This window comes from Ureibacillus chungkukjangi, assembly GCF_003217295.1.
Lineage (GTDB): Bacteria > Bacillota > Bacilli > Bacillales_A > Planococcaceae > Ureibacillus > Ureibacillus chungkukjangi.
In genome coordinates this window covers 304,608-330,443 of record NZ_QJTJ01000002.1, presented here as the reverse complement: position 1 = coordinate 330,443, position 25,836 = coordinate 304,608, and the positions used below count along the sequence as shown (strand labels likewise).

The following is a 25,836-nucleotide window of genomic DNA, read 5'->3' as shown; positions in this document are numbered from 1 at the left end:
GAATGTTGACAAGTGGTTTTTTAATTTGTGCAGGGCCTACGGCCCTTCTGCACAAATTAAATGCCATAGCTTACATTTTTATGATGCCATAAACAGTATAGCGTATACATAAGAAATTAGCGTATTATTATTCGATTCCTTCCGTTATCCTAACAATTTTATCGATTTTCAAGGAGATGGATTGATAGCAGTCTTTGTATAGACTTTTGCATATTTGCTTAAAATATAATAGTAAAGTGCTGAATAAACTGAATGCGGAGTTTTTACTAGTCATAACTAATCAAAATCGACTTAAATTTTATTCAATTGATTTTTATTCACGTCTTTTTCTAAATATTCTCTAAAATTATCTCCCCAATCACAAATGGAAGTTACCACGGGTTCGAGAAGTAAACCAATTTCACCTAGTTCATATTCCACTTTAGGAGGGACAACCGGGTAAACATATCTAGTAATTATTTTATCCTCTTCTAATTCCCTTAATTGTCTAATTAACATACGTTGATTGACATCTGGAAGGTATTTTTGTATTTCGCTTAACCTTAATGGGGATTGTTGGAGCAGACACCATATGATCGCTATTTTCCATCGTCCACCTATCACTGATAAAGCCAAATCTTTGCTAGTAAAAAAAGTTTTTTCTTTATATTGGGTTTCCATATATTATGATCCCTTCTCTGTTGTTATTTTGTTTATAGTGACAAAAACGTCAGTATTGTTCAGTGAATTATAATATGTAATTATGGTTAAAGTAAATTAGAAAACAAAAGAAAGAAGGTATTCAATTGAAAAGTAAAGCTGCTGTTGCATTTAAACCAGGAGAACCACTTCAAATCGTTGAAATCGATGTAGAAGAACCAAAAGCAAAAGAGGTATTAGTAAAAATACTGTATACATCAGTCTGTCATACAGATGCTTTCACATTATCAGGTGATGATCCAGAAGGCGTATTTCCTGCTGTACTAGGTCATGAAGGTGCGGGTGTTGTCGTTGCTGTAGGCGATGAAGTGACTTCAGTAAAACCAGGTGATCATGTTATTCCGCTATACACGGCTGAATGTGGAGAATGTAAATTCTGTCGTTCCGGTAAAACAAACTTATGTAGTGCCGTAAGAGAAACTCAAGGTAAAGGTTTAATGCCTGATGGAACAACACGTTTCTCCTACAATGGAGAGCCTATTTATCATTACATGGGAACAAGTACATTTAGTGAATATACTGTTGTTCCTGAAATCTCTTTAGCAAAAATTAACCAAGAAGCCCCACTTGATAAAGTTGCCCTATTTGGTTGTGGTGTTACTACAGGCATTGGTGCTGTACACAACACAGCAAAAGTTGAAGAAGGAGCTGTGGCAGCCGTATTTGGTTTAGGTGCTATTGGATTAGCTGTAATTCAAGGGTTGGTTCAAGCAAAAGCAAGCCGAATTATTGCTGTGGACTTAAATGAGGATAAGTTTGAATTAGCTAAACAAATGGGAGCAACTGACTTTGTAAATCCTGCTAAGTTTGATAAACCAGTCCAAGAAGTCATCGTTGAAATGACGGATGGAGGAGTCGATTATAGCTTCGAGTGTATTGGAAATGTTGAAGTAATGAGATCTGCTCTTGAATGCTGTCATAAAGGCTGGGGCGAAAGTACGATTATCGGTGTAGCTGGCGCAGGAAAAGAGATTCACACTCGTCCATTCCAATTAGTAACAGGTCGAGTATGGCGTGGATCTGCCTTTGGTGGAGTGAAAGGAAGAACTCAACTACCTGGAATGGTTGAAGAGTTTATGGATGGTAAAATTGATTTAGATCCTTATATCACACACCACTTAGGCTTTAAGGACATAAATGAAGCGTTTGATTTACTTCATAAGGGCGAGTCGATTCGTACGATTTTAACATATGGAGAGTGAGAAAGTGAGTCTTAAACTTATTGAAAAACATCGCTCTTTCGGCGGAGAACATTGTAAGTACAGCCATTACTCGGAAGTCTTACAATGTGATATGATATTTAGTATCTATTTGCCATCAAATAAAGAAATGAAAAAAATCCCTCTTATTTGGTGGTTATCTGGCTTAACTTGTACAGACGATAATTTTAGTCAAAAAAGTGGATTTCAAAGATATGCTGAAAAATATCAAGTGGCAGTCGTTATTCCAGATACTTCACCGCGTGGAGAAAATGTTGCTGATGATAAAGCATGGGATCTTGGACAAGGTGCGGGTTTTTATTTAAATGCTACACAAGAACCATGGGCAAAGCATTATAAAATGTATACGTATTTAGTAGATGAATTAACAGCCATTGCGACAACTTTAGTACCAAATTTTTCAGGAGAAGAAAGCATAATGGGCCACTCAATGGGTGGCCACGGTGCTTTAGTGATAGGCATGAAAAATCCGACGAGATTCAAAGCAATTTCTGCCTTTTCTCCTATTTTAAGCCCTAGTCAAGTTCCATGGGGGATAAAAGCTTTCTCCTCTTATTTAGGTGAAGACAAAAATTCCTGGAAAGAATGGGATGCTTCAGAACTGGTCAAAGAAACTAGCGTTCCACCTATTCTCATTATGCAAGGAACTCAAGACGAGTTTTATCCAGAACAATTGAAAGAAACTATTTTCTTAAATAATGCTAAAGAAAATAATCAAGAAGTGAATTATCAAAAAGTTGAAGGTTATGATCATAGCTACTTTACGATTGCATCATTTATTGAAGATCATATTAAATTTCATAAAAACTATTTAAATAAGTACTAACAAGAAAGGTAGATGTATTTTATGTCAAAAATTTCCCTTCACCCAAGATTAGATAATGGATATCGTTATGAAGAAGACTCCAATTTTTCTGGTGGAACATTAAAATGTTTATGTGAAAATAATCCTGTAGAAGTAGCCGTTGAGGCACAAACTATGCACAACCATGCGTGCGGCTGTTCTAAATGTTGGAAACCAGAAGGTGCGATTTTTTCTCTTGTAGCCGTTGTCGGTAGTGAAAATGTTAAAGTTTTAAAAAATGAAGATAAATTACAAATTGTCGATGAATCAACGCTAATCCAACGTCATGAATGTAAAGATTGTGGGGTTCACTTATTTGGAAGAGTCGAAAATAAGGACCACGCATTTAATGGATTAGATTTTGTACACACAGAATTATCTGACAAAAAAGGTTGGTCAGCACCTAAATTTGCAGCGTTTGTTTCTTCAATAATTGAAACAGGAACACCAGCTTCAAAAATGAGTGAAATTAGAAACACTTTACACGATGATCTAGGCCTGCCTACTTATGATGTTTTGTCACCTGAGTTAATGGATTTAATTTCAATCCAAGTAGCTAAATTAAAAGGGACTTATAGAGATTAAGCTATATGTAATAAATTTCAAGAAAACCCTATTCGGAAATTGATCTCAAATAAAAACAAGCTTATTTTTTTGCATTCTTCCATAGTCCTATATTAATATAAGAAAACATTCGGAAGATGCCTTCAAGAAGATGAAGCATGGAATCTTGGAAAAGGCGCAGGTTTTTATTTAAATGCTACACAAGACCCATGGGCAAAGTATTATAAAATGTATACGTATTTAGTAGATGCCATTGCGTCAACTTTAGTACTAAATTTTTAGGAGAAGAAAGCAACATGGACCACTCAATGAGCGGTCCATGTTGCTTTAGTGAGTGGCATGAAAAATACGTCGCGATTCAAAGCAATTTCTGCCTTTTCTCCTATTTAAAGTCCCTGCCAAGTCCTATGGGGAATAAAAGCTTTTACCTCTTATTTAGGGGAAAATAATCAAACAATAAATTATCAGAAAATGGAAGGTTATAATCATAGCTATTTCTTTATTGCTATTTTTCTAAATGAACATTTCGCTTTCCATATGAAGTACTTAAGGTAATTTATTAACAAAAATTAAGAAATAGTTATAAAAATAATTAGGTTGGGAGGGATAATTACTATGGATATTAAAAAAATGTTAGTCAATGACCATGTTAAACCATACTTATTAAATGCCCGATATGGGATTGAAAAAGAAAGTAATAGGGTTGACTTATCCGGAAATTTAGCTAAAACGGATCATCCTAAAAGTATTTCGCTGCGAGATGAACATCCGTATATTCAGCGGGATTTTTCAGAATTACAGATGGAAATCATCACACCTGTTTCTAACACATTAGAGGAACTGTTTAATTACTTAGCAGCGATCCATGATGTTGCTTATCGATCTATGGGTAAAAATGAAATGCTTTGGCCATTAAGCATGCCGCCACAGTTACCAGAAAAAGAAGAAAATATAGTGATTGCAAAATTGAAAAATGTTGAAAATGTTTTATATCGCCAAACTTTATCCGATACTTATGGCCGTCGTAAACAAATGATTTGTGGTGTTCATTTTAACTTTGAATTTGGCGATGAGCTCATTCGAGCATTATTTAACGCTCAATCAGAGATTAAAGATTTTCACCATTTTAAAACAGAGATTTATCTAAAAGCCACAAGAAACTACATACACTATCGATGGTTAGTCACATATTTTTATGGAGCTTCTCCTAGTAGTGAAAAAAATTTTTTTGAAGAAGATTCTTTGAATGGACCAGTAAGAAGCATTAGAAACAGTAAGTATGGTTATACAAATTCTGCTGGTGTTGAAGTCTCATATAGCAGTATACAGAACTATCTATCCGATCTTTCATTAATGGTTAAAAGAGGGCTTCTATCAAAAGAAAAAGAATTTTATTCACCTGTCCGTTTAAGAGGCGGACAACAGGTTTCAGATTTAGCGGTTCACGGTATTAATTATATTGAATTGCGAAATATAGATTTAAATCCTTTTGAAACGTATGGAGTTAGCTATGAACAAGCAGAATTTCTACATCTTTTCTTAATTTATTTACTATGGAAAGATGAAGGAGAAAATTGTGATGAGTGGGTAAAAATGGGCGATTACTACAATGATGTAGTGGCTCTTGAACACCCATTAGAGCATACAAAGTTTAAAAAAGATGCTGAAAATATGATTGATGAGATGGAACATTTAGTACAAATCTTAGATTTGCCAATTTCAGATACGTTATTTATTCATCTGAGAGAAATGCTAATGGACCCAAGTAAGACTTTAGCGGGAAGACTTTATAAAGAAAGTGGAAAAAGCAGTCAATGTCAAGTGGCTACGTCAATTGCTAAAGAAAATTATAAAAAATCATGGGATAAGCCCTATCAATTAACAGGATTTACTGATATGGAGTTGTCGACTCAGATTTTAATGTTTGATGCGATTCAACAAGGAATCCAAGTGGAAATTTTGGATCGACAGGATCAATTTTTGAAGCTGAAATTAAAAGATCATGTTGAATATGTAAAAAATGGAAATATGACAAGTGTAGATAATTATGTATCCACTTTAATTATGGAGAATAAAACAGTAACAAAGAAAATTCTTCACCAACATGCATTCCGAGTGCCTAAGGGTGAGGAGTTTCAAACAATCGAACAAGCTTTACGTTCCTATGATTTCTTTTCCACTAAACCTTTTGTTGTGAAGCCGAAAACAACAAACTATGGGTTAGGAATATCGATCTTCAAAGAAGGCGCAAATGAAGAAGATTATCATAAAGCAATCACCTTAGCATTTAAAGAAGACAATACTATATTAATAGAAGAATTTATTAAAGGAACAGAATATCGATTTTTTGTGATAAATGATCAAGTTTATGCTGTTTTATTACGAATTCCTGCGAATGTTAAAGGTGACGGTAAACATACAATCCAAGAGTTAGTCAATCAAAAAAATAACGATTCATTAAGAGGAAGCGACCATCGGACACCTTTAGAAAGGATCCAGTTAGGTGAATTGGAGAAACTTATGCTTAAAGGTCAAGGATATCAAATCGATTCGATTCCTAAAAAGGATGAAATCATCTTTCTGCGTGAAAACTCCAATATTAGTACAGGTGGAGACTCGATTGATGTGACCGATCAAATTCCGGATGATTATAAAAAAATCGCAGTGGATGCAGTAGCTGCACTTGGAGCTAAAATTTGTGGGATCGATTTGATTATTGAAGATACAAATGTTCCTGCGACGAATAAAAACGCTTATGGAATTATTGAAGCGAACTTTAATCCATCAATGTATATGCATATTTATCCATATAAAGGAAAATCTCGACGTTTAACTATGCATATCATACATTATTTATTCCCTGAACTATTACAAAGTTAGGAGTCAATAAATTAGGGGTACCCCTTCCAAAACTTTGATTTACAACAGTAAGCTATTGAATGACAATAAAGTTATTTACTGTTCAAATCTTAAACATGCATAACCCCGTTGAGTAAGGACGTGGTTAAAATAATATTGTTAAAATATTATGTATATATTTTCTGACGCTTAAAATATAGATATAAAATCGTTTGAATCTATATATTTCTCCACAATAAGCGAAAGAATTTATATTTTTACGTTTTCAGTCTCTTAATAATTTGATTAAGATTTAATTTTGTGTTTTACATCTATTTATGATAAGGTTCAACATTCAAACATGTAAGCGTAATTTATTTGAGGAATTACACACCGTTGCATAATAATGACATTTGAGAAAGGAGATTGAGAGATGATTTCTACTTATGAAGAAATTGTAGCTAGTTTTGAAAAAATTGATTCCGCAAAAGCACAGGAATTGATAAAAGGGGAAGGAGAAGCCGTTATCTATATTGGCAAGTCTGTATGCCCTTATTGTCAAAAATTTGTTAAAAAACTAAAAAAAGTTGCTGAAGAAACTGATACTCATATCTATTACGTTAATAGTGTGGAAGAATCTGATATGGAAGGTATTGCTGCCTTTCGTAATGAATACGACATTCCAACGGTTCCTGGTTTTATCTATACTAATGGTGACACAGTAAACGTGAAATGCGATTCATCCGTGCCAGAAGAAGAAATCACAGCTTTTATGAATAAATAATTCAATTCCAAAGTAACAAGTGTCTGCAGCAATGTGCTGGAAACATTTTTAACTACCAAGCCATATATTGATTTGAAAATCTAATTAGATAAATAGTGTTATTCAATTAAACCAGCTAATAGAAGCTGGCCGTTATTCCAGGATAGGGCGCATTTCTATAATAAGGAATGCGCCCAATTTCATTAAACCAGCTAATAGTTGTCAATAATTTTCATTAAAAATAATAAAATTATCATGTTATACTAAATTTGTGCATACCAAATAACCGTCCAAATTAGATTTGGAAAGTTCAGGGTCACTTGGTTAATCTGTTAAATCAAGCTAAGTCTTGGAAAGCAGTTTTGCTTTTTAATAGTGCATATATCCAATGTAAGAGTTTGTTTGCACAAGCTATTACAGCTACTCTAAATGGTTTTCCTTCTTCCCGCTTTTTATCATAAAAAGCCCTTAATTTCTTATTACGAGGAAGGATTTCATCCGTTGTTTTCTGCTTTCGACAGTCACGAATAGCACATTTAACGGCCATATACAAAGCTTGCCGTAGTCTGCTAGAGCCTCTTTTGGTTATTCGATTATAAGTACCTTTGAATGTACCAGATTCAAAGACACTTGGATCAATACCGGCAAATGCGACTAGTTTCTTAGGATGATTAAACCTTTCAATTTCCCCAATTTCAGAAACTATTGTGGCAGCGATTTTTTCGCCGATACCGGGAATTGATCGGATAATCTTTGATTCCTCAATACTATTTGCTAAAGCATCTATCTCATTTTCAAGCATGGATAGATGTTTTTTATATTCAAAGAGCATATTAATATACATATCTAAGCTTAGGGAAAGACTAGAATACAGGGCCTTCTGAAAAGGGTTTTGAGCTGCTGCAGTCATTAGCTTTTCAGCCTGTTTGTTTGCCCATTCTAAAGATCGAGAATTACAGAATTCTTTTATTTTAGTTGCTAATACTTCGATATTGGCTTTTAATATATCCTCTGAAGTAGGAAATGCATGTAGTATTTTCAAAGAAACATCCGAATATAGGTCTCCAAAAACATTAGTATATTCAGGGAAAACTTGATCTAAAACCGCCTGGAATTGTAGTTTAGTTTGTACAAACATGCCTGTAACATTATCGTGCTGTCTCGTAAGATGACGTAAGTTCGTTAGTTGGATACCACGCTTTTTATAAGGCTCTAAATCCTCCTTATAATACAGCTCGCAGAGGTGATTGGCATCAATAATATCTGTTTTTACCTTTCGCAAACTAGAACTTTTTGCTTTATAAGAGATGAGTGGGTTTACGATAATGATTAAATAGCCTTTGTCCTCAAAATATTGAACAACTGGTGTGTGATAATGCCCCGTTGATTCCAGAACAAGAGGGGGACGTTCTCCTGAAATATCTTCTAATTCTTTAATGAAATCTAATAAACTAGCTAACCCATCAAGATCATGTTTTACTTTGAAACTTTTCTTGTAGGGCTTCTTTCTTTCCAAGTATGCTTGAACCTGACTTTCACCTTTCGCTACATCCAGACCAATGACTGGATTCATTATAATTCCTCCTTCAAAATGAACTTGCCGGTAACCCCTAAATCCTCTTTGTAGTGTCATAGCTTCGCTTGTTATACGAGATCAATGTCCCAACCAGCCTCAAACATGTTTCTACAAGTAGGGGGCGAACTGTTTTGCGGACGGGGTCGTAGCCCCACGGGCGCAAACGTTCTACCCCGGCTACAGTTATCATATATCGATATAAAAAATGGTCAACCAGAAATATTTTCTGGCTGACCTTATAATACGATCGGGCGCGATTCTTGAGGAATCAGCGTTCTTTTGGCTTTTAAGGATCATTATCTTGAATAACGATCAATAAAGGAATCGGGATATTTTTGTTAAAATTTAAGTGAGTTTATGTGGAAACTGAAACAGAAAGTATTCGGGTGTTCAAAGCCTAATGGAATATGGAATCAAGAGTTGAAGTAATGAGGCAGAATCGTAGAGGTGTTGGAGTGTATTTTAGAGTATTTGTCATAATCTCGGTCATATTATTAGGAGCCTGTACTAATATTCGAAATGTAATTTCAGAAGATGAAGCAAAACAAATTGTGTTAGATAATCATTATAGCCATAATGGTAAAACCGAAATACTTTCAGTTGAATTGAAGAATAATAAATACTACATAGAATGGGAAATAAAAGATAACTGTGAACGTGGGAAAGATAGCGTTAATAAAGAAGGGAAAGTTGAAATAGTTGAAGCCCAAATTTGTTCTACCTCATAGAACAAATTCTATTTTTAATTTTGTATAAATCAACAGACTGCCACTTATAGTTGTTTCCACTGGTGCTTTAGTGAAAGAAGAATAAATTAATTTTAAAGACTGAGACACTATTTTAGTTAAACTACAATCGGGCGCGTTTCTCTAAGAAATACGTCTGGTTTCATTAAAGGACAAAGTTAAATTAATAAAAAATTACAATATGCAAAGAATAAGAATTAAACAAAATTCTGAGGTGAAACTCGATGATTAAGCAATACTTAGTCTTACTAGGATTTGTATTTATTATTCTTATTCCTACGCAAATTGTTAAATCAGAAACTAATCCAGAAGCAGAAGATATGTATGTCACAGCAGAGGACATTATCTTAGACATCATATTCCCAACTATTGATAAAAGAGTAATCAAAGAGTATGGCGGAGAGAATCTTTTTGACTGGCAATGGAAAAGGATTATTGGTATTACTTACAATGACAATCATTCCTATGATGTGATTGTAAGAATTGAGATCCCTCCGAAAAACCTTAATGATGATGTCAAAGAAGATTTAGTTAAGGTAAGAATATCGCCATCCTGTGATAGTGAGAAGATTAATAAGCAGAAATGTAATCATCAATTTGAAATTAAAATTTTAGATTACAAACATTTATCTTCATAAGAATTATTACCATTACTCAACAAAAGGGCGCTTTTCAGGAAACAAGGAAAGGGCTTTTTTTCTAATGTTTTAGGGTTACTTAGAGTTCAGAAACTTATTAATATCTTAGATTATTGAATATAACTTCGTATGAAAAAGACTATCCTTGAACATAATAGAATTTAGATTAATAGATTTAAATAATAGGAGAGTGATAGTCGTATGTTATTATCTGAAGCGTGGAAAAAATATCAACTAGATAAAAAAATCGAGGGATATTCATCACTTACATTAAAAACATATCGTTTTCAATATAATCTCTTATTGCGCTTTTTTGGGGATATTGATATGAACGCATTTACTACGGAGAAATTAAAAGAATATTTAATACAGTCAGGAGTTCATTTAAAGCCTTCCAGTTTAGGCCACAGGATCCGTTGTGTAAAATCACTATTTAGATGGTCACATGAAGAGGGTTATATTCTAAAAAATCCTGCAGCTAAATTGAAAGAGCCAAAATTAGGTAAAAGGATTCCAAAGTTTCTCTCAGAATTAGAGATAGAACATCTAAGGGAAGCTTGTCAAACAACAATGGAGAATGCGCTATTTGAGTTTATGTATTCGACTGGCTGCCGTATTGGGGAAGTTGCAAAATTAAATCGCGATGATATTGATTTTCGAACGAATTCAGTTATTGTACATGGAAAAGGTGATAAAGAAAGAGAAGTTTACTTTAATACTCGTTGTTCAATTTGGTTAAAAAGGTATTTAGACGAACGAGATGATAAAGATCCTTACTTATTTATTACGGACAGAAGGCCGAAAAGGCGTATGAGTATTGATAATCTAAGATACATTATAAAACGCATTTCAAATCGAGCAGGGATAAAAAAGAGTATACATCCCCATCAATTACGACATAGTTATGCAACTCAAATGATTAATAACGGTGCGCCTATTGATGTGATCCAAAGTTTACTGGGTCATGAAAAGAGTGAGACGACAAAAATATATGCTCAACTAAGCGGAAAACTAAGACAGGATTTTTATAGTAAATACTTTTGACTATGGTATGGGGAGCGCCTATCGTAGCAGTTGGAGTATTATTAACTTCTCTAGGTGTAGGTGTTTATAATGCATTATTAACAACTTCTTTAAATGGGTATTATGATTCTACACGTACACAGTATTCTTACTATGTAGTAGTTAAAGAAAAAGAAACTTTTAAACACAATCAAGAGAAATATGTTGTCTATTACTATAACTCTGGAAATGGTAAACAGAGTACAAGAACTTCAGAAAGTGCAAGTTTGATATCAGAGGATGCGGTAAAAAAGTATGTTTTGAATATCAAAACATACTTTTTTGTTAAATACTAAACTTCTTATTTGGATTTTGCTTGTGCTAATACACTACCAGCTAAAGATCTTGCTACTTTACTGGAGCTTTTACTTTGAAGTACTTTAGAAGCTTTTGTAGCTAGTTTTGCACTTGAAGTTTTACGAGAACTAGATTTAGCCATTTAACCTCACTCCATTTCACTATTAGGGGAAATTAGAACATATATACTCTATTATTTCAAATTGAATACGGTTATGATAAAGTCATACAATAATTTCTTGGGGTTCTATGTGTTGCTGCACATTAGAATCCCTTTTTTATTTGTCTTTCGAACTTATTAATTTCTCTATTGATTTCACGTTGTGCCTTATTTAATTCTGTTTTCATTTTATTCTCGGCACGACGAATTTCACTATTTAATTTTGCTTTACTAAAACCTTTCACCATACACAGCTCTCCTTTCTATTATATTTTTCTAGTAAAAATTCCCCTGATTTCATTATAAAGCCTATAAATAAATAACACAACATATTGTGGGTAGATTTTTTGCATATACAATATGTAGATATTTTTATATTTTAATAGGTTTAATAGAATACTATCGTTCGCTTGGAATTTAGAGGGAAGCGAGATGCAACAATGACACGATGCTTCAGCATCGATGTGCTTGTTAGCAGACCTTTAGGACAAACAAAAGTGATAATATTTCGCAATCGGGTCATATTGTGGAGCAACCTATAAAGGGAATTGGATATTTATGTTAAAATATAAAAAGATTAATAAGGAATGTTAAAAAGCAACTAGGGGGGAATATAAATGAAAAGAACACTTACAATACTAATATCTGCTCTGTTGTTATTTATTTTAAGTGCTTGTGAAGGTAATAATTCAAATACAATTTCTGTTGCTGAATTAACAGACAGAGAAAATGCAATTCTTTCGAGTAGTTCAGGCGGATCATTTGTATTTGATTTCAATATAGACAAAGAATACGAAGAAGTAACTGTATGGATAGAAAAATATGAATTAGGAAATTTGGTTGAGGATAAAATAAGCGATTTAACGATGCAGGTAGAGGGAGATGGCTCTATTATCTTTACCACTTCCAAAACAAACTATATCCAAAAGCAACCTACATTTAATATTGCAATTAGCAGTAAGGGGGGCGTTAGTTCGGAAAGTGCCTTTGATCCAAACTTAAATGGTTTAGATTTAGATGATATGTCAAGTGTGTGGGCTCCCTTTCAAAGAGAGAACACTTTTATTGAAGGAGAAGTAGTATTAGGAAGTATTTGTTATTCGAAAGATGGAATTATGAATTCGCTTACCGCCGATTTTTATCAAGATGTTGATGGTCATATTAATGAATTAGAGAAATATGACGTTGTATATCTATTAAAAGCAGATTTTATTAAGTGACATCCCTCCACTTTGAAAAAAGATTGAGTAACGGGGCTTGTGTACAGTATCAGCAATAAAACATTGATGTATTTAACCTTTTATCATTGTTCTATGTAACGGTAGATAACGATTACCTGTATTTAATACTTCTACTAAGAATAAAACTGGAACTTTTAGTATCTTTGCTAACTGTTGGTTATGGTAGAAAGTCAATACTGTATAGTAGGGTCATTTTAGCGGAAAAAGGAATAATTATTAAACAATAACCTGTATCTATGATTAATTAATAATCTAAGATACAGGTTTTGTATTTCAATTATAATTGTATGGATGCATTTATACGAGCTATTAATAAAAATCAATTAAATGTTAAGTGCCGATTAGAAGAGAATCTTTATTAAAATAAAATTTTTTAAAATTGAACCTAGTATGAACTGATAATCGTCTAATAGCAGAATTTGAAGTTGATTGAAAGGGAGGGTAGTAGATTGGACAGAGAAGAAAAAGATTTTATATTAGAAAAAATAATGATCGAATATGGTAATGAGTTAGTACGATTGGCATTTACTTATGTGAAAGATGCAGGAATTGCTAAGGATATGGTTCAAAATACGTTTATCAAATGCTATAAAAACCTGGATACGTTTCGATTTGATGCACAAATAAAAACATGGCTCTACCGTATAACCATTAACGAATGTAAAGATTATTTGAAAAGTTGGAATTATAAAAAGGTACAAGTTAGAAGTTTTATAAGTGAAACAGCAAGGTCAATATTACCATCAACAGAAAAAACAGTTATCGATAAATATACTAACGAAGAAATGAAAGAGAATATCTTTTCTCTTCCGAAAGTGTATCGGGAAGTGATTTATCTATACTACTATGATTCATTAAATACTGAGGAAATTGCTAACGTTTTAGATATTCCAGTTAATACAGTGAAAACTCGATTAAGAAGAGCAAAACAAAGATTGGAGTCGATGATAAAGGAGGCGGAGTTTAATGGAAGATAAACGGATAAAAGATCAATTTAATAACATGTCTAAACAAGAATTAAGATTTACGAAAGAAGACCGTAATGAAGTGTTTGAACAAATTAATAATTTGGAGAATAATCATCATGCACAAAAGAAATCTCCTTTTTCTATTTCAAAACAATTCTCCATTCTTACAGCTTCTTTAGCAGTGGTTGGCTTGTGTATATTTTTGTTTATTCCCTCGATTCTTCATGGTAATTCTAATAACGGAAACAACGAAAGTAATGCTAGTGAAGTAGTATCTCAAGAAGACGAATATTTTACCACTCTATTTACGGTGAAAGATGAGAATAATAGAATACCTATTAACCTTTTACTTACTTATAGTAAAGATAAAAAGATGATGAAAGTTCTATCGATTCCTCGTGATACGTATGCACCGATATTGGTTAATGATGGAACTACTTCATATGATAAGTTGACACATGCTTATGTTTACGGTTCGGGAGGAGCTGGAGGTGAAAGTGTAAGAGCAACAGTTTCTAAGCTATTTGATTTACCAATTGATTATTATGCAGCCATTGATTTAGATACCTTTTCAACAATGATTGATTCAGTGAATGGTATAGAATACGACTTGGAAGAAGATATTCAAGTAAGGGCTATATCTCAAGTGGCATTTGAATTCAAAAAGGGGAAGAATCGTTTGAATGGAGAAGAGGTTCTGGCATTAATGATGGATGCTACATATGGAAGAAGCTTGGATGGAGAAGATCAAGTAAACCTCATTAATGCAGTTATAGACCAAGCAATAAACGTATTACCACAAAAACAATTAAAACAATTTACTACTAAAATAGAAGGAAATCTTCCAATTGAAAATTTGTTAGAAAATAAAATGGAAATTCAATTGATCCAATCGGTATCATTAATCGATGGAGGGAAAGACATAAGTATAAATGGGGCTTACTTTATTAAGTTTGAAAAAGATTTTTTAAATTCAGTTTCAGAGGAATTAACAACATTTAACTAAACGGAAATATAAAAAAATTCACATCAAAAATCGTTACCGTATCGTAAACGCAAGAGTTGTAGATCAATATATAAATGTTTGGTGTAATTAAATTTTCACTTGGGATGTTCTCTAATCAACAACTTAAAGGCATTAGATATTTAAGAGAAATGCTTTGTTCTAGTAGAAAACTTTGGCTAAACTCTAAAAAAGGACTTGTCTATTACACTTTGAATTTATTAATCTGATAGCAATGAAGATGGATTTGCGCTTTTTTACTTGAAAGGGTCAGATGTTTAAGAAAAACTGTAACATTTTTACATTTTATCAGACTAATTTAAAAGTAGTATTACTAAAAAATTCAAGATAAATTCAACTAAAAGGAGGGTTTTAAATAAAAATGATAAAAGCTACTTTAGTGTTTTTTATTCTACTTTTAATAACTGGTTGTTCAACAGAAACGAATAGTAATAATCATACAACGGCCGTAAAAACGAGTTCAAACAGTTCATATGTTGCAAAAATATTTGTTAGCGGTGAGGTGTTGAACACTGGTTTTGAAATAGCTAATGAATTGGGGCTTGAAGTTGGAGAACTCATTGGTACAGTCAAAGAGAAAACAGATGTAGAAAAGCGACCAACTGTTGAACTTACTTCAAATTTTTTAGATTATGGAACTGAAATTTATTCAGTAGAAGGGAATCCAGATATTGTTTTAGCCAAACAAGATAATGGAGATTATTTGGTTTTTAAATAGATTTTTAATTGTACTATTATGTGCTTTTCTAATAAGGTTAAATTAATAGTCTTCAACAATTGGGCGCATTTCCGCAGCAGAATTGGTACTTTTTCTTCATGAATGGATAAATAGAGGTGTTAATATGGTTCCAACTTTGAATGAATTGATTATTAGTTCTCATTACTCCCTTTTAGGTTCTATACCAAACAAATTAAGAGGATTAACAGTAAAATTAGAAAACGAAACGTTGTATTGGAAATGCTATTTTGATGGTGAACCAACTGAGGAAGAAAAAGAAATATTAAACGTTGCCTGTACTGAAGTAATAGCTGATTTTCCCATAATTAAGGACGTTAAAGAGGAATATTTAAATTATAGACACCCTTTAAAAATGGAAATGTTACAGTTTTGGGCCTATTTAAGATGGGAACAGAATTGATCGTTATTCAGTAATCGGGCGCAATTCTGCAGCAAGAATTGTGCTCCTTCTTTTTTTAAAGGTTCATTTAATGAAATAATACAATCAAAGCGGTTTATTGGAAGAAGAATACCTATAATAAATTATAAAATTGTTTAAAGTAGTGAGGTTAAATGAATGCAATATAATCAATACCTGCAAGTAATGACTAATACAAAGTGGGAAGAAATTAGGGAAGCTATGTTTAATTATCCAATCGATCAACTATGGAGAACAAAAGACATTGAAACAGGCTACATTTGCCCATGGGATGGGGAATGGTATTATCATTTTAAGTTGGGCGAATTTGAAACAATTGAATGGTTGGAGATTAAAGCAGAAACCGATGAGATAAGGAATGATGTATTAAAAATACTTAATAAAATTCACGTTCCTGGAGAGGTTTTTGATAATGTAATTAGAGTTTATGGCTATGTTGAAACTGGAAGATATATTGACTATCTTTAATTATTCCGATTTTCCACTATCGGGCGCTATTATTGAAGATCATAGTAGTTAGAAGATAATCAAACATTTTATAAAAACAAAACTTAAATCTGCTGAAAAGGAATCCATTTTGATCAATCTTTTTTTCAAAATGGATTCTTTTTATTTACCGTTAAATGCTGATTTGTTGGATATTTTGAACAAACTTTATTTCAAAGCTACAATTATTAACTCCAATATCTATAGATTGAGGCTCTATTGATAAGACCCTCCTAAACCTTGATATAACAATGTTTGTACCATTAACATGTGAATTGTCAAAATGCCGACGAAACCCATAATAGTAAAATGTTGATAGTATAATGTAAGTTATGCCCAATAATGTATAATTATTTTATAATAAAGGAGTGATTGAATTGCAAATTAGTAGTATTTATATTAAAAATTTCCGTGGCTATAAACAAGAAACAAAAACTACCTTAAACAATTTAACAGCTTTTGTAGGACAAAATGATGCTGGAAAATCAACATTACTTGAAGCTCTAGACATATTTTTTAATGATGGGAAGAACATCGTTAAAATGGAAAAGTCAGATATAAATGTTGACTCTGATTCAATAGAAACTGTAATCGGTGTAAGTTTCATAGGTTATCCTGAGGAAATAATTGTTGATAGTAGTGTTCCTACTTCCTTAAAAGATGAGTATTTGTTAAATCAAAATCTTGAATTAGAAATACATAAAGTTTATAAAAATGGCTCTCTTAAAGAAACATTTTTAATCGCTAATTTCCCCAATTCAGAAATATGTAAAGATTTACATATCAGAAAAACACCCGAATTAAAAATAACGGCGGAAAAATTAGGACTAACAATAGATGATAAAAGAAAATCATCTTTGTTTAGGAAAGCAATTTTAAATTCAATTAAGAACCCGGTTTTAGAAGAGATACGAATACCGGTTGACCAAGAAGGAGCAAAGCAAATTTGGAATGGTTTAAAAGACTACATACCACTTTATGAACTTTTTCAATCAGATAGGAAAAATCAGGATCAAGATAGTGAAATACAAAACCCCATGAAATTACTTATTAAAGAATTAATGAGAGATGAAACTATATTAGAACCTTTACAGCAAGTTTATGAAAAAATTGTAAAGGAGTCCAAGAAATTAGCTGAACAAACTATTGAAAAACTTTCTGAAATGAACCCTGACATCGCAAAAGAGTTATCTGCCAATTTTGAAGATCCTGCCTGGGAAAAAGTATTCAAATTTACCTTAGAAACTGATCAAGGTATAGCTGTTAATAAAAGGGGGAGTGGGGTTAGAAGATTAATTTTACTTAACTTTTTTAGAGCAGAGGCAGAAAGAAGGCGAAATGAACGTAATGTTCCAAATGTTATCTATGCATTTGAAGAGCCTGAAACTTCACAGCATCCTAATCATCCAAAAATGTTAATTGAAGCATTTAAGGACTTAGCCAATTCGGATGTTAACCAAGTTATTTTAACTACACATAGCCCAGCTATAGCAAAGATGTTACCAATTGAATCGTTAAGACTGATTACTAAAAATTATGCAGGAGATACAATAATCAGAGAAACTAGTGATGATATGTTATCAGATATCGCTGATAACTTAGGTATTTTACCAAATATTGAGTTGGATAATGTCAATCGAGTTAAACTCGCCATTTGTGTAGAAGGAAAAAATGATATTAATTTTTTAAGAAACATAAATAATAATATTCTTTCATTTAAAAAAATTATTGATTTAAATGACCCACAAATAATAATAATACCTATGGGTGGTAGTACTTTACAATTTTGGGTAAATGATAATTACCTTGAAAAACTTAAATTAGCTCAATTGCATATCTATGATAGTGATGTTGGATCTAATGTTCCTCATAAATATAAAAAGTATATTGATATTATTAATACTCGGGCAAATAGCATTGGATTTGAAACGTCAATGAGGGAATTTGAAAATTACTTAACACCGGAATACGTATTAGAAAAATATCCAAAATGCTTTGATAAAAGTACCACAGATTGGACGACATTAGATATTCCAGAGTTGATTGCTAAAATAACTCACGAATCGGATCCTAGTAGTAGTAAAAGCTGGGAAGAATTAAAAGATGAAAAGAAAAAGAATAAAAAGGGAAATGCTAAGAATAGAATTAACAATGAATTAATTTTTGAGGTTTCTGAAAAACAATTAAAAAATAGTGATTGCTATAATGAAATAGAAAAATGGTTCAAAGAAGCCGCTAGACTACTAGCAGTAGATTTAATCGAAGTATAAGCATAGTCCTAACTTCTAATCCAACGTTTTATTTTTGTCTATTTACCGTCTATATTAAAAATAAATTAAATAAACCGTATGAAAATTAGACAAAAGGAGCGATTGAATAGATTATTCTAAATTTAAGAACTCATTGTCATGAAAATAAACAGATAGAATAAATATTTTTGATCACTTTGAAATTTAGAATTCTATTAAAAGGCGCATTCGTGTACCGCTAAATGTTGTGGAGAATAACGATTATTGTTAATAAAGGTGGAAACTTACCGAAGGAATATTCTGTTTTGTATTTAGAGCTTGTAATGAATGTATGTAACGTAAAAGAAGTTGTAACATTTTGCAATTTAACTGAACAATGTAACTAAGGATAGTAGGAGTTCATTTTCTTTACTTAACTCAATTCATTATAGAAAATATAACGGGTTCCATTTTGAAATATATGTACAAAACGTATATTTTCCACCTCAAAGGGACCCCGTTAATGCCAATTAAATTATTCTTTTTTATGCTTTTGCCTAAGGGATTCAATACCTTGTGATAGTGGCAAAACATTGTTGTTTATTGTTGGTTCCTCATGTACCCCTTTGAGTCTCTTTCTAAACTCCTCAAATTTTTCGTATCCTTCTGTTGGGTTAGAAAAGCTTGTATCAAAAAAGAAATCCACAATTGGGTGCCTGGTTTTTCCTGTTGCCATTAAATTAATTAATGGAACATCTGACTTGATACTGGCATTGAACCATGAAAACAAAACTGTTTGATATTGTTGAAGTAATTCTTCCAATTCCTTATTTTCTTGTTTTAAAGCCTTCATTGTACCTTTTAAGGTATTCATCTTTCCTAAGAGTTCATTGTAGTTTTTTGCTTTCTTTTCGTTTAATTTTAGTGCTTCAATAAGCCTTCTTTTGTCGGAAGGTTTGCCTGTAAAAAATTTATCTACACATTCTTGGGTATCTATGTAAACATCAGATTCAGTGGTCTTTTTGTTGACGAGGGCAGCTTCATAAGCCTTATTTATCTTATCAATTGTTTCTTTTCCTTGTCTTCCATCTCTTCTCCAATAGTCTTCACTTAATTGGTAGGGAATTGTCTCGTTCTCATAAAGCTTTTTAGAATAACGATAGACTTCTGAATATTTTAGCCATCCTGACACTTTTTCTTCTTGAGTAAACTGATAAATAATTTTATTAATTTCTTCCTGTGGGAAGATTTTTGGTTTTCGACCCCTTGTCTCCACTGTTATCTATCCTCTCTTTTACCTTGTATAGATTGATATACTTATGAACTGCTTTTTCAATATACTTAGAATGATTAATTAGTTGTTTTTTAATTTCTACATTCTCAGAGGTATAATATTCATCCTTACCTATATTCTCATAAATAGCCTTGTATAGTTTTTTTAAATTATCAATGGTTTCATTGAGGTAGGATTTCCTTTCTTTCATTTTTTGCTCTAAGATATGTTGCTTTTGGATGAATTCCTCCATTGAAATTCTCCAATGATCACACCCCCAACAGTCTTCATCCATACATCTTTGTTCTTTGTCTGTACAATACCCTTCAGTCATGATTCTTTGGAAACCTGTGTTAGTGGGTCTAAGAACGTATTTATTAATAAAGTCCATTCCCAGTGAAATTGATTTATCCTTTATAAGGTTTGAGTAACTGTCCAAATCTGTATTTGTAATAAGCTCTAGTATTTCTAAATCAACGTAATTTTGGATATGGTTAAAGTAATGTTCTTGTGAACGTATTGATGTATGACCGCCCATACGTGCAATTTCAACAGGATGATACCCTTGTCTTTTCATATTGATGAAGGCAAGATGGCGGGTATCATTTAATCGCAATTTACGAGTGATATACTGAAATTCTGTTTCCTCTGAGTTATTTGGATTAAATTGAATATGATATTCTCCGAAAACTATATGTTCATAAAAGGAAGCTAAAGTATAATTAAGTATAGCGTAGCTAAACTTTGTTCTATCTATTTTATTGTATTTATTATTACTGTTTAGAGGTATGGATTCGTAAGTGATAAACGTATCTGTGAATCCGAATTTTTCCGTAATCTGTTTGTATTCTTCTAATTTTTGATAAAAATCGTGGGGAATATAAACTTTATCAACAATTTGAATTCTATTGGAATTTACCTTTTTTTGTTTTATTCTTGGTAACTGAATGTAGTAGTTTCCGTTTAATTCTTTAAGAGAGTCCCGTGAGATGTTACAAAACTCACTTGGTCTCATTGGTATTAGATTGGTTACTTTCCACCAGAACCAAATAGGAAACCATCTTAAATATTGTTTCTCTGTCAGTTCTTTAGAAAAGAAATCTTCCACTATTCGAGAGAAAACTAATATATCTCTTGAAGATGGTAAAATACGAACCTTTTTTTCAATGTTATATTGTTTTTTTAGTTCATATAGCAGTGACAAAATCTCTTCATATTTTTCCAAATCGGAAAAATAGTCTAATAGATTTAATGATGAAAGAACAATGACCGCCTTAGTTCCTTCATTTAACGTTGAGAAGTCATCTGAAATATCTTCTATATTTATATTTGTTAATCCCTTTGTGATTTTTAAGAACTTCATTATTCCCAGTGTATAGGTCGAGACTAAAGGAACTGAATAGGAATTGAGCAAGTTTGATACCCAACATTTTATAATAGTAAGAAACTCCATATCTCTTAATTCAGTATTAAATACAGACAGTTCTTTTATTTGATCAAAGTTAATAATTCTTCGATTACTTGTAGTTTTATAATGCAAATACCATATATTATCTTCAAAATTACATTGATTTATAGGTGACTCGTTCATTTTTTCTTGGAGGATATTTTTAGCTTCTTCAACTGAATTCTCTAAATCAAACATTGATTCACTGAACTCTTCCAAATCAATTAAAAATTCTTCAGCTAAATTATCAAACACTATAATTCCCCTCCAATTCCTACTGTTTGTGGTTCGGTTAATAGATTTATCATGACATCGAACTCTTGATATTCCATTTCCATGAACATTTCCACTATATCTTCTCCAAAGGTGTTGATTGCCCCGAGGATTTTGTCATAATCATATAAAAATAGTTGGATAAGTTTAGATATATATCCTTCGGGTACATTTTTATTTTTTATTGCCACTTGATACTTTGATAATGTTCGTAATATGCGATTACAAATAGAAGATAAAGCGTAAAAGTGAGGTATTGAGAACGGACAATTTTCACAACCCATAGTTTTTGCGATGCAATCTGAAAAGAAACATTGATAATTTTCTTCTTTACCAGGGGAAAGCCCCAATTGAATTAAATTCATTTTTCTCTGTAACTCTTCCTTTGGAATATCCTCCAATAATTTCCCTAAATCTTCGCGTTCTTGTGACAATTGTTTCAGGTAGATAGCAGTATCCTCTAACTTCACAATATCTCCCAATAGCTCTCTGATTTTGATTGATCTATCCGTTCGAACTAATCGAACTTCAGGAGGCTCTCCTAATAAAGATTTTCCTAATTGGTCATAAATGTAGCCGAAAAATCCTGTGTCAAATAAGTTCCTTGTTATAAAATCTAAATGCTCTTGTGGTATATGAATGTATATGTTTGAGGTCTCACTTGATGCATGTCCTCTTAAATGGCGAGCAATTTCAATAGGATCGCCAATATCTTGATTAGTAACTGAAGAGGTAAGGGAGAGAACCGTACGATTCATTTTCCTTGATTCAAATTTAAACCCATCCATAAAGCAATTAAAGAAAGTATCGTGTGTAGACATACCTATGGTATTTCGTTTTGTGTAAAAATGAATTAAATTGCCTTCATCGTGCGGATGTAGCATTCGGCATCTAAACTCACAGATTAGTAAGGCATATGCCATTGGTAGAGTTAAATGGCTTGAACAATAAAAAAAGGCTTTTTCATTATTTTTATTGTGTTTAAACCATTGGAGTTTATAATGATTCACAATTTTATTAGCTTCATTATAGGTTAGTTGTAGATTAATTAGTGAATCAATACTGTTTAAATTGTACTTGTCAAATATATTAGAAAGATATCTTGGAAATGCAATTATATCTGACTTCCTCCATCCGTTATTCATATGAAATAGAACATATAACCACATTGAGTCGTATTTCTTAGATTTAGATTTATTTTTAAGTGCTATTTTTACATCTTCAATTGCCAATCTTTTATGTTTTTCAAAGTCGCCAACAAAGTTGTGTAATGATAAATATTCATCAATTGAGTATATTTCCTTCTCTTTAGGTTGACCCTGTTCATAAGGATTACAGTCCAGTTTTTTAAAATCAAATATTTTTTTTCCATAGGTTTCAAAGGACTGATTTATGTTATAGAGAAAAGAATAAATCTCTCTTTGGTGTATCTTGGGGACGGAATTGTTAAAAAAAATGAGATTTAATTCTTTCTCCTTAAATTCAAAAATCTCCTTTTCCATCGTTGTATTTACTAATAAACAGGTAACTTTTTTGTATTGTGTGATTCTTGAGGTTCGGGTAACATGTGACCCATATTGCTTTGCCAATTTTATTTTTACAAACTGAAACCATAACTCTTTTGTTTTTTTAGCATTTTGTGAAAAATGGATATTTTCAATTTGCAGGACTTGTTCGTATAAACCGTAATAATTAGAAGTAGTCCTATCGTATAGTAAAATTCTTTCTTTATCCAATTCGAAGCTAGAGTAATAAGAATCCACTTCGGATTTTAAATATAGCGTTTGCTTTCCTTTAAATTTACCTTTTCGTACAATAGTAGGAATACCCTTGTGCTTTTTCCACCTTCGAGATTTTAATTGAGTATTTAAACTAATATTCCCAATTCTGTTATTTATATCTTGTATTTCTTGTAATGTGTAATAATCTCTATCAAGTTCTTCATAGATTTCCCTTTGTTTAGAGATGAGAGTTTCGAAATCTTCTCTTAACAAAAAACGAAAATAAGCGTCACCAGTCCAAGATTTAATATTGTATTCTTCTAGGACTTTATAAAACAAATCATTTTTAAGTTCTAACTGAACCATAGCGTCATTTACATTAATACCATTGTTTATTTCATCAAAAAGCTTTAATTTTTCTTTTTCGATATACATAAACTCATGTTTTTGTATGAATGTTATAATTTCCTCTTTCCTTTGTCTTAACACTTTTAGAAAGACTGGTGCTGATTTATAGTGGGTTTTTTTGTATGCTTCTGAAATGGATATGTAATCCTTCTTAAATTTATTGTAACTTTCTTTATTGATAAAATATTTTTTATCTACATTAATGGGAACTTTTAATTCTATTAACTCTAAACAAGTATTATTGACCAATTGTTTGGTGTGTTTAAGATATAGCCTAGCCGATTTATAATCAATTCCAGCAAGATCTTTAAGGAAATCGTGAATAGCGATATAATCCTTATAGATTATATCTATTTTATTAATATATTTCTCAAATGAGTCGATTGAAATTAGTATTACATTGTCTTGAATGATTCCATCAAACTCACCAACGTCTAGAAGTTTACGGAGTTTGTCATTATTTCTAAATAATCCATATTTTTTTAAATCATAGAGTTGGTTTAGTTCATGATATGTTACGTAGCCTATCAATTTATCCCCCTCAAATCTTCAATCGTTATTTTGCTTTTTCTTTCAGCTTCAAAGGCGGCTTGTCCAAGTAATTCCAATGATTCTTCTGTCTTTTTTATTACATTTATTTGTTCGATATATCTTTTTGCTGATTCGATTTGATTATCTCCTCTTGCAATAGCGACTTCTTCGGCACTCCATCCAAGCAAAAACGTAAGCATATTGGTGTAAACACCTCTTCCTATATGGGTAGACCAAGGTTTTGAGGTGATAAACAGATAATCATCATCATTATGGACACTTATTATTTCTAAAAATTTCTCTCGTACCTTTGTAAATCGTTTCCAATATTCTTTACCTGAAATGGGGTTCCCATTGTTTGATACGAAATAGGCCTGTTCATTCTTTAGTTTTCCTAGTTTCTCTAAGCGATGAAGCCTTTCATCGTGATTTTTTAAAAGTTCCATAACTATATCAGTTTTGAAAACTGCTTGTGTTCTTGGCTTTTTAACTTGTTCCGAGAGTGAAATTAACTTGTTAGGGAAGAGTCTCCTCCAGTTATCTGTTATATCAAGGATAAGCGCACCAGAACCATCTTTTTTAGGTCTCTTTATACTGCTTTTCGTCAAATTGACAACATCGCCTCTTCTTAATCCTCCATAGAATTGAAAGGCTATTCCTAATGCTATTTCTGGGGCTATAAGTTCTGCCACTCTAAGGAAGTTGTTAACTAAGTCTAATCTTCCGTTACCGAAATCATGGAGTTTTCTTGCTTTAATGGCTTCCTCACTTTCTGAAGCAGGAAATTCAACACCAAGATCTATTTGTTTAAAAAGGGAACGAGCAACGTATATTTCTTTACCTTTAATTTTCTTTTTATCATAAATAACGTTTGTCTTTTCATGTATGATATTACTTTCAATTAGCCACACATAAAACTTTGTCAGTAAACGTTCTATATCATATATGTAGTTAGGTTTTAATTCTCCTAAATCTACTCTATCTTTAAGAAAGTTTAGATATTTAGCACCGTGAATTAATTTTAATTCTTTTAATCCATTCTTCTCTAACGGTAAAAACTCTTCATCTTCTTCATTGATATTATCCAATATGAAATTAAGAAACTTACAAATATCCCCGGTATATCTATTTTGTGTAGTGAGGGCAGTAGGTTTATTTATAAAATTCCCTTTTATAAAGTTAGTTAGTGGGTGAGGGTATATAATGCCAGTTATTTTATCTTGAATGCATAGAAAGGTTTTAATTGATTCATAAGGTTCTCCCGATTTTACTTCCTGTATTTTCAACTGTCTTACTATAAATTGGAAATTCATTTTAATCCTCCTCAGGCATATTGTAGAAGGGTACAGTTCGTTGTTCGTTGTTGATATGTCGATATGGGGTTTGAAAATTCTGACATTCCATTCTTTTTGATTGGTAATGTAGTAGGGATCCAATCCCCAGAAATTGCTGTTTTTAAAAATCCTTCTGTTTTTTTAACCACTTTGTTAATTGTTATATAATAAGGAAAATTTAATCAAATCCCGATTAATGCCAACATAACTCAATAAATTAAGAATTTTATTTGTAAGTGAAGTCAATGTGACTGCCAGATCAGCAAAGTCAATAATTTTTTGATGTTATCATCATGGAGTGAAGTATTTGGTGAATCGGTTTTGAGGTTGAGTGTGTA

The 25,836-nt window shown here is 32.0% G+C and carries 25 protein-coding genes and 1 pseudogene; 18 read left to right on the top strand and 8 right to left on the bottom strand.

All coding sequences use genetic code 11. The features are described 5' to 3' along the window. Positions 1 to 291: 291 nt before the first annotated feature. Positions 292 to 660 (bottom strand): winged helix-turn-helix transcriptional regulator, encoded by a 369-nt coding sequence (locus BJ095_RS03425; RefSeq protein ID WP_036179328.1) that lies wholly within the window; start codon positions 658 to 660, stop codon positions 292 to 294. Between the two features lie 125 nt (positions 661 to 785). Between BJ095_RS03425 and BJ095_RS03420 the strand changes: the two genes are divergently transcribed. The 6 genes and pseudogenes from BJ095_RS03420 to BJ095_RS03395 all read left to right on the top strand — a co-directional run bounded on the left by BJ095_RS03420 (position 786) and on the right by BJ095_RS03395 (position 6,949). Continuing rightward, positions 786 to 1,901, top strand: coding sequence for an S-(hydroxymethyl)glutathione dehydrogenase/class III alcohol dehydrogenase (locus BJ095_RS03420; protein WP_036179331.1), 1,116 nt, complete (start codon positions 786 to 788; stop codon positions 1,899 to 1,901). Positions 1,902 to 1,905: 4 nt separating this feature from the next. Then, entirely contained in the window at positions 1,906 to 2,745 is an 840-nt protein-coding gene (fghA, locus tag BJ095_RS03415) for an S-formylglutathione hydrolase (RefSeq protein ID WP_036179334.1), read from the top strand. Positions 2,746 to 2,766: 21 nt separating this feature from the next. After that, on the top strand, positions 2,767 to 3,348 hold the full coding sequence (gene gfa / locus BJ095_RS03410; protein WP_036179337.1) for an S-(hydroxymethyl)glutathione synthase: 582 nt from the start codon (positions 2,767 to 2,769) through the stop codon (positions 3,346 to 3,348). Positions 3,349 to 3,459: 111 nt separating this feature from the next. Next, positions 3,460 to 3,882 (top strand): annotated as a pseudogene (locus BJ095_RS19205) (alpha/beta hydrolase-fold protein); the annotation flags it as partial. Between the two features lie 60 nt (positions 3,883 to 3,942). Further along, positions 3,943 to 6,207: a bifunctional glutamate--cysteine ligase GshA/glutathione synthetase GshB gene (gene gshAB, locus BJ095_RS03400; RefSeq protein ID WP_036179340.1), complete on the top strand. Its 2,265-nt coding sequence runs from the start codon at positions 3,943 to 3,945 to the stop codon at positions 6,205 to 6,207. 391 nt (positions 6,208 to 6,598) lie between these two features. Beyond that, positions 6,599 to 6,949, top strand: coding sequence for a thiol reductase thioredoxin (locus BJ095_RS03395; RefSeq protein ID WP_036179343.1), 351 nt, complete (start codon positions 6,599 to 6,601; stop codon positions 6,947 to 6,949). 316 nt (positions 6,950 to 7,265) lie between these two features. Here BJ095_RS03395 and BJ095_RS03390 read toward each other — a convergent pair whose 3' ends face one another. After that, entirely contained in the window at positions 7,266 to 8,501 is a 1,236-nt protein-coding gene (locus BJ095_RS03390; RefSeq protein ID WP_036179346.1) for an IS110 family RNA-guided transposase, read from the bottom strand. A 410-nt stretch (positions 8,502 to 8,911) separates the two neighbouring features. On the opposite strand from BJ095_RS03390, the gene BJ095_RS03385 reads away from it, so the two are divergent. From BJ095_RS03385 to BJ095_RS03370, 4 genes are all read left to right on the top strand, one after another. After that, positions 8,912 to 9,232 (top strand): hypothetical protein, encoded by a 321-nt coding sequence (locus tag BJ095_RS03385; RefSeq protein ID WP_036179349.1) that lies wholly within the window; start codon positions 8,912 to 8,914, stop codon positions 9,230 to 9,232. A 242-nt stretch (positions 9,233 to 9,474) separates the two neighbouring features. Further along, positions 9,475 to 9,888, top strand: a complete 414-nt coding sequence (locus BJ095_RS03380; RefSeq protein ID WP_036179352.1) for a hypothetical protein — start codon at positions 9,475 to 9,477, stop codon at positions 9,886 to 9,888. Between the two features lie 201 nt (positions 9,889 to 10,089). Beyond that, positions 10,090 to 10,932, top strand: coding sequence for a site-specific tyrosine recombinase/integron integrase (gene xerA / locus BJ095_RS03375; RefSeq protein ID WP_036179355.1), 843 nt, complete (start codon positions 10,090 to 10,092; stop codon positions 10,930 to 10,932). After that, positions 10,929 to 11,246 carry a hypothetical protein gene (locus tag BJ095_RS03370; RefSeq protein WP_141096071.1) on the top strand — a complete coding sequence of 106 codons (318 nt, stop codon included), beginning with the start codon at positions 10,929 to 10,931 and terminating at the stop codon, positions 11,244 to 11,246. Before xerA ends, BJ095_RS03370 begins: the two co-directional genes overlap by 4 nt. A gap of 5 nt (positions 11,247 to 11,251) precedes the next feature. Here the strand turns inward: BJ095_RS03370 and BJ095_RS18955 are convergent, their stop codons facing one another. Continuing rightward, entirely contained in the window at positions 11,252 to 11,389 is a 138-nt protein-coding gene (locus BJ095_RS18955; protein WP_170215869.1) for a hypothetical protein, read from the bottom strand. 122 nt (positions 11,390 to 11,511) lie between these two features. Further along, positions 11,512 to 11,655, bottom strand: coding sequence for a hypothetical protein (locus tag BJ095_RS18950; RefSeq protein ID WP_156962315.1), 144 nt, complete (start codon positions 11,653 to 11,655; stop codon positions 11,512 to 11,514). A gap of 369 nt (positions 11,656 to 12,024) precedes the next feature. Here BJ095_RS18950 and BJ095_RS03365 point away from each other — a divergent pair, with 369 nt between their 5' ends. The 8 genes from BJ095_RS03365 (at position 12,025) to BJ095_RS18945 (ending at position 18,918) form a co-directional block, all read left to right on the top strand. Then, positions 12,025 to 12,627, top strand: coding sequence for a hypothetical protein (locus BJ095_RS03365; RefSeq protein ID WP_036179362.1), 603 nt, complete (start codon positions 12,025 to 12,027; stop codon positions 12,625 to 12,627). Between the two features lie 470 nt (positions 12,628 to 13,097). Continuing rightward, positions 13,098 to 13,625, top strand: a complete 528-nt coding sequence (locus BJ095_RS03360; RefSeq protein WP_036179365.1) for a sigma-70 family RNA polymerase sigma factor — start codon at positions 13,098 to 13,100, stop codon at positions 13,623 to 13,625. Then, a complete protein-coding gene (locus tag BJ095_RS03355) occupies positions 13,615 to 14,622 on the top strand; it encodes an LCP family protein (protein WP_036179369.1) in 1,008 nt (335 codons plus the stop codon). Before BJ095_RS03360 ends, BJ095_RS03355 begins: the two co-directional genes overlap by 11 nt. Before the next feature lie 379 nt (positions 14,623 to 15,001). Then, complete coding sequence (locus BJ095_RS03350) at positions 15,002 to 15,358, top strand: hypothetical protein (protein WP_036179372.1); 357 nt, start codon at positions 15,002 to 15,004, stop codon at positions 15,356 to 15,358. Between the two features lie 124 nt (positions 15,359 to 15,482). After that, positions 15,483 to 15,779 carry a hypothetical protein gene (locus tag BJ095_RS03345; protein WP_036179374.1) on the top strand — a complete coding sequence of 99 codons (297 nt, stop codon included), beginning with the start codon at positions 15,483 to 15,485 and terminating at the stop codon, positions 15,777 to 15,779. Positions 15,780 to 15,935: 156 nt separating this feature from the next. Beyond that, positions 15,936 to 16,265, top strand: a complete 330-nt coding sequence (locus BJ095_RS03340; protein WP_036179376.1) for a DUF6678 family protein — start codon at positions 15,936 to 15,938, stop codon at positions 16,263 to 16,265. 395 nt (positions 16,266 to 16,660) lie between these two features. Next, positions 16,661 to 18,553 (top strand): ATP-binding protein, encoded by a 1,893-nt coding sequence (locus BJ095_RS03335; RefSeq protein ID WP_181417947.1) that lies wholly within the window; start codon positions 16,661 to 16,663, stop codon positions 18,551 to 18,553. Between the two features lie 221 nt (positions 18,554 to 18,774). Further along, positions 18,775 to 18,918: a hypothetical protein gene (locus tag BJ095_RS18945; RefSeq protein WP_156962317.1), complete on the top strand. Its 144-nt coding sequence runs from the start codon at positions 18,775 to 18,777 to the stop codon at positions 18,916 to 18,918. Positions 18,919 to 19,046: 128 nt separating this feature from the next. Here the strand turns inward: BJ095_RS18945 and BJ095_RS03330 are convergent, their stop codons facing one another. From BJ095_RS03330 to BJ095_RS03315, 4 genes are read right to left on the bottom strand one after another with little or no spacing between them, the layout of a single operon-like run. Then, positions 19,047 to 19,787 (bottom strand): hypothetical protein, encoded by a 741-nt coding sequence (locus tag BJ095_RS03330; protein ID WP_052126318.1) that lies wholly within the window; start codon positions 19,785 to 19,787, stop codon positions 19,047 to 19,049. Continuing rightward, positions 19,738 to 21,486: a site-specific integrase gene (locus BJ095_RS03325; RefSeq protein WP_036180261.1), complete on the bottom strand. Its 1,749-nt coding sequence runs from the start codon at positions 21,484 to 21,486 to the stop codon at positions 19,738 to 19,740. The genes BJ095_RS03330 and BJ095_RS03325 overlap by 50 nt, the downstream gene beginning before the upstream one ends. Beyond that, positions 21,486 to 24,164 carry a hypothetical protein gene (locus BJ095_RS03320; RefSeq protein ID WP_036180258.1) on the bottom strand — a complete coding sequence of 893 codons (2,679 nt, stop codon included), beginning with the start codon at positions 24,162 to 24,164 and terminating at the stop codon, positions 21,486 to 21,488. The genes BJ095_RS03325 and BJ095_RS03320 overlap by 1 nt, the downstream gene beginning before the upstream one ends. After that, a complete protein-coding gene (locus BJ095_RS03315; RefSeq protein ID WP_052126317.1) occupies positions 24,161 to 25,477 on the bottom strand; it encodes a hypothetical protein in 1,317 nt (438 codons plus the stop codon). Before BJ095_RS03315 ends, BJ095_RS03320 begins: the two co-directional genes overlap by 4 nt. Positions 25,478 to 25,836: the final 359 nt, after the last annotated feature.

What these genes read in the sequence shown, in the direction of transcription:
- BJ095_RS03425 (WP_036179328.1), bottom strand. Translation starts at nt 660, where the DNA reads ATGGAAACCCAATATAAAGAAAAAACTTTTTTTACTAGCAAAGATTTG.
- gfa (WP_036179337.1), top strand. Translation starts at nt 2,767, where the DNA reads ATGTCAAAAATTTCCCTTCACCCAAGATTAGATAATGGATATCGTTAT.
- gshAB (WP_036179340.1), top strand. Translation starts at nt 3,943, where the DNA reads ATGGATATTAAAAAAATGTTAGTCAATGACCATGTTAAACCATACTTA.
- BJ095_RS03395 (WP_036179343.1), top strand. Translation starts at nt 6,599, where the DNA reads ATGATTTCTACTTATGAAGAAATTGTAGCTAGTTTTGAAAAAATTGAT.
- BJ095_RS03390 (WP_036179346.1), bottom strand. Translation starts at nt 8,501, where the DNA reads ATGAATCCAGTCATTGGTCTGGATGTAGCGAAAGGTGAAAGTCAGGTT.
- BJ095_RS03385 (WP_036179349.1), top strand. Translation starts at nt 8,912, where the DNA reads ATGGAATCAAGAGTTGAAGTAATGAGGCAGAATCGTAGAGGTGTTGGA.
- BJ095_RS03380 (WP_036179352.1), top strand. Translation starts at nt 9,475, where the DNA reads ATGATTAAGCAATACTTAGTCTTACTAGGATTTGTATTTATTATTCTT.
- xerA (WP_036179355.1), top strand. Translation starts at nt 10,090, where the DNA reads ATGTTATTATCTGAAGCGTGGAAAAAATATCAACTAGATAAAAAAATC.
- BJ095_RS18955 (WP_170215869.1), bottom strand. Translation starts at nt 11,389, where the DNA reads ATGGCTAAATCTAGTTCTCGTAAAACTTCAAGTGCAAAACTAGCTACA.
- BJ095_RS18950 (WP_156962315.1), bottom strand. Translation starts at nt 11,655, where the DNA reads ATGGTGAAAGGTTTTAGTAAAGCAAAATTAAATAGTGAAATTCGTCGT.
- BJ095_RS03365 (WP_036179362.1), top strand. Translation starts at nt 12,025, where the DNA reads ATGAAAAGAACACTTACAATACTAATATCTGCTCTGTTGTTATTTATT.
- BJ095_RS03355 (WP_036179369.1), top strand. Translation starts at nt 13,615, where the DNA reads ATGGAAGATAAACGGATAAAAGATCAATTTAATAACATGTCTAAACAA.
- BJ095_RS03350 (WP_036179372.1), top strand. Translation starts at nt 15,002, where the DNA reads ATGATAAAAGCTACTTTAGTGTTTTTTATTCTACTTTTAATAACTGGT.
- BJ095_RS03345 (WP_036179374.1), top strand. Translation starts at nt 15,483, where the DNA reads ATGGTTCCAACTTTGAATGAATTGATTATTAGTTCTCATTACTCCCTT.
- BJ095_RS03340 (WP_036179376.1), top strand. Translation starts at nt 15,936, where the DNA reads ATGCAATATAATCAATACCTGCAAGTAATGACTAATACAAAGTGGGAA.
- BJ095_RS18945 (WP_156962317.1), top strand. Translation starts at nt 18,775, where the DNA reads ATGTTGTGGAGAATAACGATTATTGTTAATAAAGGTGGAAACTTACCG.
- BJ095_RS03315 (WP_052126317.1), bottom strand. Translation starts at nt 25,477, where the DNA reads ATGAATTTCCAATTTATAGTAAGACAGTTGAAAATACAGGAAGTAAAA.